Source organism: Brasilonema octagenarum UFV-OR1, assembly GCF_963888615.1.
GTDB classification, from domain to species: domain Bacteria; phylum Cyanobacteriota; class Cyanobacteriia; order Cyanobacteriales; family Nostocaceae; genus Brasilonema; species Brasilonema sennae.
This window is the reverse complement of sequence record NZ_CAWPKW010000329.1, coordinates 24448-32067: the sequence shown is the minus strand read 5'-3', so window position 1 is coordinate 32067 and position 7620 is coordinate 24448. Positions and strand designations below refer to the sequence as shown.

6 protein-coding genes are annotated in these 7620 nt (G+C 41.9%); all 6 read left to right on the top strand.

Going from position 1 to position 7620, the window contains the following annotated elements:
- Positions 1-473: 473 nt before the first annotated feature.
- The 6 genes from AC5590_RS29810 (at position 474) to AC5590_RS29785 (ending at position 7615) form a co-directional block, all read left to right on the top strand.
- On the top strand, positions 474-1088 hold the full coding sequence (locus tag AC5590_RS29810; RefSeq protein ID WP_169266905.1) for a hypothetical protein: 615 nt from the start codon (positions 474-476) through the stop codon (positions 1086-1088).
- A gap of 64 nt (positions 1089-1152) precedes the next feature.
- A complete protein-coding gene (locus tag AC5590_RS29805) occupies positions 1153-1506 on the top strand; it encodes a hypothetical protein (protein ID WP_169266904.1) in 354 nt (117 codons plus the stop codon).
- Positions 1507-1706: 200 nt separating this feature from the next.
- The gene (locus AC5590_RS29800) at positions 1707-4646 is read left to right on the top strand and encodes a putative type IV secretion/conjugal transfer ATPase (RefSeq protein WP_169266903.1); all 2940 of its coding nucleotides are present in this window, start codon (positions 1707-1709) and stop codon (positions 4644-4646) included.
- A 173-nt stretch (positions 4647-4819) separates the two neighbouring features.
- A complete protein-coding gene (locus tag AC5590_RS29795) occupies positions 4820-5566 on the top strand; it encodes a hypothetical protein (RefSeq protein WP_169266902.1) in 747 nt (248 codons plus the stop codon).
- Between the two features lie 114 nt (positions 5567-5680).
- The gene (locus tag AC5590_RS29790) at positions 5681-6829 is read left to right on the top strand and encodes a hypothetical protein (protein ID WP_169266901.1); all 1149 of its coding nucleotides are present in this window, start codon (positions 5681-5683) and stop codon (positions 6827-6829) included.
- 6 nt (positions 6830-6835) lie between these two features.
- Positions 6836-7615: a hypothetical protein gene (locus tag AC5590_RS29785; protein ID WP_169266900.1), complete on the top strand. Its 780-nt coding sequence runs from the start codon at positions 6836-6838 to the stop codon at positions 7613-7615.
- The last annotated feature ends 5 nt before the right edge of the window (positions 7616-7620 follow it).

The window sequence follows — 7620 nt, the reverse complement described above, 5'->3', positions numbered from 1 at the left end:
AGGAATGTCCTAAATACAATTCAGTGTACCCTGTAAACCAAGTCATCGAATTACCCGCAGGTAGTGTAGATTTTCTAAGGTTAAATAATGGAGAATTTCTCAAAATCAATCTGAAATAGCCTCAACTCCTAATCAAACAACACATTAGCCAAAATCAAGCATAAAATCCCTAAAAATCCTTGTTTTTAGGGATTTTACTTTGCTTAAAGATAGTGTTGAGATACATTTTTAGTTTTGTCAATTCAACTAGATTTTAAATTAACTTCAACACTGTATAGGCAAAGATAACATCAAAACTTAAACAATTAATCGGATGTATCAAAATTCATTCCACTTATAGAATAAACGTATAAGCCACAAGGCTTTCAAGAGTTTTAACCAATACCGATTCTCCGTTGAACTTTGCCCAAAAGAGTATCTCCCCGACAAGTTCTCTCAAAAATTAGCTCTCATAAATCGATAATTACACTCACATGAGAACAAACTACGACCCCGATTACAATAAGGACTATACATCCTACGAACAAGAATACGGATATCTTGTTTCAGCGAGACGCCGCCGCACTTGGAAAGAAAATGGCACAATCGCCGGTTTGATGGCTGTTGGTACCGGATTGATGATTGTGGATCTTTCAATCCACAACATGGTTATGGCATCACTCGCATTCGCTACTGCCATCGTCGCATTAATGCCCAAAGAAGCAAACAGCCTGCTTTCTAACTTTGAGAAATGGCAGCAGAAGTACGGTATCAATATTTACACAATCATGTTTTGCTTGGTAGGTGCGGTATTCCTGCTGGATATGTCAGTTGCACCAGCCAGCGCGCAATTCATGAACAGCGCTGAAAAATTCTTCACAAATGAAAAGTACTTCCCTGGTATAGATAAAAAAATAACTGGCTTTATCTTCGCAGTACTGCGCGGTCTGTTCCTGATTTATCTTGCTATCGGTCTTATCCGAGTCGTCCAAGCAGCCAGAAATGACGAAGATTGGCAGACCATTGCCCGTACTCCAATTATTATTGCCATCACTGTAGTAGTTGGCGATATCCTAGCTGGATTAGTAGTCGGTACTGGCGGCGGCTAAACACAAAAGAGCACCATAATCAACCCTATAGGAGTGATACAAATTACTCCTACTTTCATTAAATATGCTTAGAGATAGAGAATTCCGTACCGTCAACCGAGTTTTAGGTAACCAACCCCGCCTCGGTCCATTTCCCGCCGACCAAATTGTTCCTTGGAGTGCGATCGCACTGATCATGTATTTCGTAGTTCAAGGATTTCTTCAAGCAGGATGGCTAGCAACAGGAATATCAATTACCTGGGGATGGGCAACTTGGTGGACAGTCACATCAAATAAAGCCTTCTTAGGTAAGTTTGTCGGTACTCCCCGCATCACTCGTGGATATAAGCCCTTTGTTTCACTGCTTAATCCACGCCAAAGCGAACCAAGGAAAAAACCCGCTCCTAAGCGCAAACGCAATTCAAACAGTGAACAGTAAACAGTGAACAGTGAACAATAAACAGTGAACAGTAAACAGTGAACAGTGAACAGTGAACAAGGGGACACGACACTGATAACTGATAACTGTTTAGATCCAACGGAAAACGACACTGGTAACTGATAACTGATAACTGCTAACTGTTAACTGGTAACTGATAACCTTCTCCTTTTAAGAATTAACACAGATATCATACCGCCATGACTTCGACTAAATCAACCAAGCCGAAAGATAAACTTGGCAGACAATCCCTCGAAACCGAACAATTAGGAGTAGTAAAAGGTCTTACCCCGTTTGAAGATATTACCCATCTAGCAGGAATTGCAAGTATCTCACTCGGTGGTCGTAAAAATATTGGTGCACTCATTCTCAAGAAGAAGGAAAATATCCAAATCAGATTTTGCTTTGATATCCAAGGTATTCACCCATCCCTAAGCTCTGAACAAATCCTACCTATATTTGAAAATATCGAGGGCGGACTCAAAGAATTACCTGAACGCGAAACCCTAACAATCCACATTGGCTCATTTACCGATGATACCTTCCGGCAACAAGAATTAAAGAAAATCGAAAAAGAATGCGATCTCGAACAGCTAACACTACTTATTAGGTCAGAACGCCTGCGAACACGCGAACTCACTCAAGCAGGGGTACGTAAAAATAAGTTCCTCCGCTTTTGGTGTACCTATACCGTACTCGTAGCTGAAAATAGCAAAAGCAACGACCCCATCGAGAAAACAATCAAACAACTGCAAACCTACTGGCAAAGATTTACTGGAGAAATTCACAAGCTTCGTCACCAGAGAATCGAAACCATTCTGCAGGATAGCTTCACCTCTGGATTCCAAATGTGGGAGCAAATTATCTCCAACACAATGGGATTAAGCGCCAAAATACTTACAGCAGGTGATATTTGGGAAGTTATCTGGAATCAATTTAACCGTAGTGAAGTACCACCCATTCCCAACCCCCTCATCCTCGATGAAGCAGGACTTAGGGAAGAACAAACTAGCGATTTTCATATCAAACACCTAGTTCTGGAAAACGAACAATCAGTTCCCTTTCTCGACCGTAGTTGGGTTAAGCTTCAAGATAAGTATATCGGTGTCTTGCAATTTAGCGAGAAACCTCAAGGGTGGGTAGATGAATACGACCAACTACGATACCTCTGGAGAGTACTTTCTAAAGAAAAAATCTCCGACACCGAAATTATCTGCCAGCTATCCAAAGCAAATCAAGGGCTAGCAAAAACAGTTTTACAACGTATAACTAAACAGTCAATTACATCTAGCGCCATGTCTGCCGATAAAGGTTCCATCGATGTTAAGGCAAACATGAACATTGAAGAAGCTGTGCGGGCACAAGAAACTATCCTTAGAGGTTCTATCCCCATCCACACGGCAGTTGTCTTTTGTATCCATCGTCACAACCGTTATCAACTAGATGAAGCTTGCAGGTATCTTTCTAGTTGCTTCCTACGACCAGCGGTAGTTGAGAGAGAAGTAGAATACGCATGGAAAACTTGGCTGCAAACAGTACCTATTATTTGGGAGAATTTACTAACAAAGCCATTTAACCGCCGCCTTCCATATTTCTCTTGTGAAGTACCAGGAATCACACCCTTAGTACGCACCGCCACAGGTGATAAAAATGGGTTTGAACTCATTGCCGAAGAGGGAGGAACACCCGTACATCTCGACTTGTACAACCAACATAAAAACTTAGCTGTGTTTGGTACCACCAGGGCTGGGAAATCTGTACTAGTGGCAGGATTATTAACACAAGCCCTGGCGCAAGGTATCCCCGTTATCGCCCTAGACTATCCCAAGCCTGATGGGAGTTCCACATTTACCGATTATACCAAATTCATGGGAACAGAAGGGGCGTATTTTGATATTAGCAAAGAATCAAACAATTTATTTGAATTACCCGATTTGAGGGGGTATGAACCTGAAGTTATTAAGGAGCGCATGACTGATTTCAAGGATTTTTTGAAATCAACACTCCTGACAATGGTACTAGGGACAAACCCGATAGGAGTCAGTCCCACAATGATATCAAATATCGAGAGTATTATTACAATTGCAATTGAAACATTCTTTAATGATGATGATATCAAGCTTCGGTATAAACTCGCCCTAGAAAATGGAGTAGGAACAACAGAATGGGCAGATATACCAACTCTTAAAGATTTTTACAATTACTGCTCACCGGGATTTATTAAGCTTGATTCCATTGCTAATAATAGTAAAGAAATACTTGATGCATTAGACCACATTAGATTGCGACTAAAGTTTTGGTTAAATTCACGAGTAGGTCAATCAATTGCTAATCCATCTAGCTTTAAAACTGATGCCAGACTACTCGTATTTGCACTGCGTTCACTTTCTTCAGAAGCAGATGCAGCAGTCCTCGCACTTAGCGCTTATGCAGCTGCCTTGCGTCGGGCCTTATCATCTAAAGCAAGTATTTTCTTCCTTGATGAAGCACCGATTCTCTTTTCTTTTGAGTCAATTGCCGAACTTATTGGAAGGCTCTGCGCCAACGGTGCAAAAGCTGGTATACGTGTGATTTTATCAGCACAAGAGCCAGAAAGTATATTTCATAGTAAATCTGCTGACAAAATATTCGCGAACATTACTACACGCTTGATAGGGAGAATTCAAACATCAGCAGTAGACCCGTTTGTTAACCGATTTAAATACCCATCAGAAATTATCTCACGCAATAGTACCGAAGCTTTTTTCCCAAAACGGGAAAGTATTTACTCGCAGTGGTTACTTGATGATAATGGCAAACTGACTTTCTGTCGTTATTATCCTGCTTATTGCTTACTTGCAGCAGTAGCAAACAACCCAAACGAGCAAGAACTGCGTACTTTATTCCTCAACAAATATGCCAATAATCCAATGCTTGGAATGGTGAGATTTTCTGAGGCTTATGTACAGATGATTCGAGGAAATGAGTTAAGTGAAGAAGCGAAAGAACTACTTGATAAGAATAACCAAAAGCAATTGAAGGAGAAGTCAGGAGGAGGCAGTGCGGTGGACGGGTTCCCCGGCATAAAGCAACTGCCGTTCAGAAGTCAGGAGTCAGAAGAAAATGCTGTTCGCGCAGCGTGCCCTACGCGCATATACTGAATTCTTCTTACTCTCCTAAATACTGACTTACGAAATAGCTGAATTCTTCTTCTTATTCTTCTGAATTCTGACTGCTGTATAGCTGAATTCTTCTTCAATTCTTCTTCTTACTCTCCTGAATTCTGACTCCTGACTCCTGACTCCTAAATTCTTACAATTTCTCCACCAAATGTATGAAAATCAAGTTAAAGTTGAAACCGAGTAAAGTAGTCATAATTGGATCAGCGATTGGTCTGGTGACTCTGCTAAGTGCAGCCCCCAGTTATGCCTTCTCAGTGAAAGATTTTTTTAATGAGATTTTAGGTGAACTCAATAGCTATTTTGAAGAAACCAAAAACGAACTTACCGCAGTGATAAATGAAAGCTGGGGTGGGATGAAAGGGGAAGCAAAAACTGCTACCGACAACTCAACCGGAACTATGGGTTTACCAGACCCTGTAGAAAGTGCAGACAAACTAAAAGACCAACTCAAAGCGACGGGGAACTGGAACGAAAGCAATACTGTCGAGGGTGCAGTTTTTGCTGGTAACGAACTGGAACGCGAAACCACCCGTGCTACAGTTGAAAGCGTCCTGGGAGAAAAAGGGCAAGAACGTACCAAGAAGGAAATTGAAGCAACCCAACAAACAGTAGCCGACGCGCAAGATTTGGCAAACCAGGCTCAAGGTATGGATGCTTCGCAGAATATCCTCAAGGTAATCGCTGCTCAAAACGCCCAAATTGTCTCGATGTTGGGACAGTCCCGCACTGATGGACTGCAACAAAGGCACGACGCACAGCAAACTAACCTCATGTTATCCCAAATCGCCGAACAAGGCGCAAGCGATCGCCGCCGTCAAAATCTGATGATGGACGGTATCACCTCCCAATACATGGAAATCAGTGGGTTTAGCTCTCTCAAAACGACTGCTGGTAAATAGTTTGCTGTAATTAACGGTCATGTGGACACTCACTTCAAGTCGGGAAACTCGCCCACAGGGGTGTCCTTTCCATTGCACCAGATGACCTCCTCAGCATCAGGTAATTAAAGCACCATGTTAGAACATTTCATAATCGCCACCGACCCATTTTTTGGACAAGACATTCTCGAAAATGCTGCTGGCGGAGCGCAACTCGTAGCAGAAGGATTTAACGAACTTTGGCAGGAAACCCTCAACGGTAACTTGTATGGCTCGATGTGCAAGGTAGGACAGTTTTTTGCGATCGCCACTCTCACCCTGTATATGGTGGAACTTGGTAAAAACTTTATCAACCAAGAAGACATGAAGGCACTGTCAAGTTGGATATGGCCCATCATAGTTATTGCATTGTTGGCAAACAACGGCACCCTACTTAGAAGCGGAACCTTCACTATCAGAGGTTATATCAATAATGTTAATAATGATGTCATAAATTTTACCACTGCCGGAGCAAACCTTGAGGTAGCATTCAACCGCGCAGTTGGAAATATTGCCCTCCAACAGCAAGTCGGAGGCGCAATGGAAAGGTGTAGGTCAATTCCCGGTAGTACTCAAGATGCGATCGCATGTCTCCAACAAGCTGAACTCGAAATCAAAAAATCTGCGCCCGACCTATTTAAGGGAGAAGCACCAAGCGTTGGGAGTTGGGAATTTAACCCCCTTAAGTCCCTATCCGACGCCAAAGACGCACTCTCAAATCTTTCCCCAGGTCAAGTATTAGAAAAAGTCGGTAACACAATCACCAGTACCATTGGTGCAATGATTACTGGTTTTGTCGCCGTCATATTACTTGCCCTCAATAATGCGTACCAGTGGGGAATCGAATTTACCATGCTGCTAACCGCCCTCCTTGGTCCGCTTGCAGTTGGTGGTTCGTTACTCCCCTTTGGTGCTAAACCAATATTTGCCTGGTTAACGGGCTATTTCACCGTTGGAATGGCGAAACTTTGCTTCAACATCATTATCGGGTTGTGCGGACAACTCATTGCCAATTCCGAACAAAACCAACCTATGATATTTCTCCTTTTCGTCGGGTTAGTATCCCCCATTCTCGCATCAGCCCTGGCTGCTGGTGGTGGAATAGCCGTTTGGACGGGACTAGGTAAAGTCACATCATTTGGATCTGAAGTTGCAGCAGGAATTGCCACTGGTGGAGCAAGTACAGCAGCGACAGTAGCTATTAATACTACAAAACTTATCGCTTCAAAAACCAGAAAAAGATAATCAACCATGCTCAAATCAAAATCAAAATCACAGCCACTTCGCCTCCTTAGTTACGGACAATCTACATCAGCACCAGTTGCAATCACAACTACAGTAGGCGCAGCAGCAGGCATACTTTCTCTTTTATTACAATTTGTCAATTTTGGAGTAAATTCTGCTGCTGCCAAATACATGAAGGGCATGACATTTGTACAACTCCAAGATGGAACAACCGCAGCAGCTAAAACTCTTGGTCCAGGAGAAAGAACTAACGAAACTATTAAAACTTTTGTCACCAATAGCATGGTGAAGCTATTCAATTGGGATGGAATTATCAACACCGACGAAAATGGTAAGCTCATTCAAAAAGTTGATAAGGGAGTAGAAATCGAAACCGAAAATGGAGGTAGAAGAAAAATTCCCAGTGATGTTTGGGAAGCAGCATTTACTTTATCTGAAAACCAAGATTTTCGTGCCAGCTTCCTCAAAACACTAGCTTCAACAATTCCTGAAGGTATATTCTCAGGACAAGGTACAGTCACAATCGTCACCAACTACATCTCCGCACCTAGAAAAATATCTGAGGGTAAGTGGGAAGTTGATATTATCGCCAGTTTAGTTACATTCAATAGCGAAAGAAACAAAAGTAAAGGTTTACCTTTTAATAAAACAATAACTATTGCAGCAGTAGATACACCACAGAATCCACCCCAAACTACTGATATTGCTCAAAAAGTATACAAAGCAAAAAATTCTGGTTTAGAAATCATTCAAATTATCGATTATGAACTTGGTAAAAAGAAATAATAATA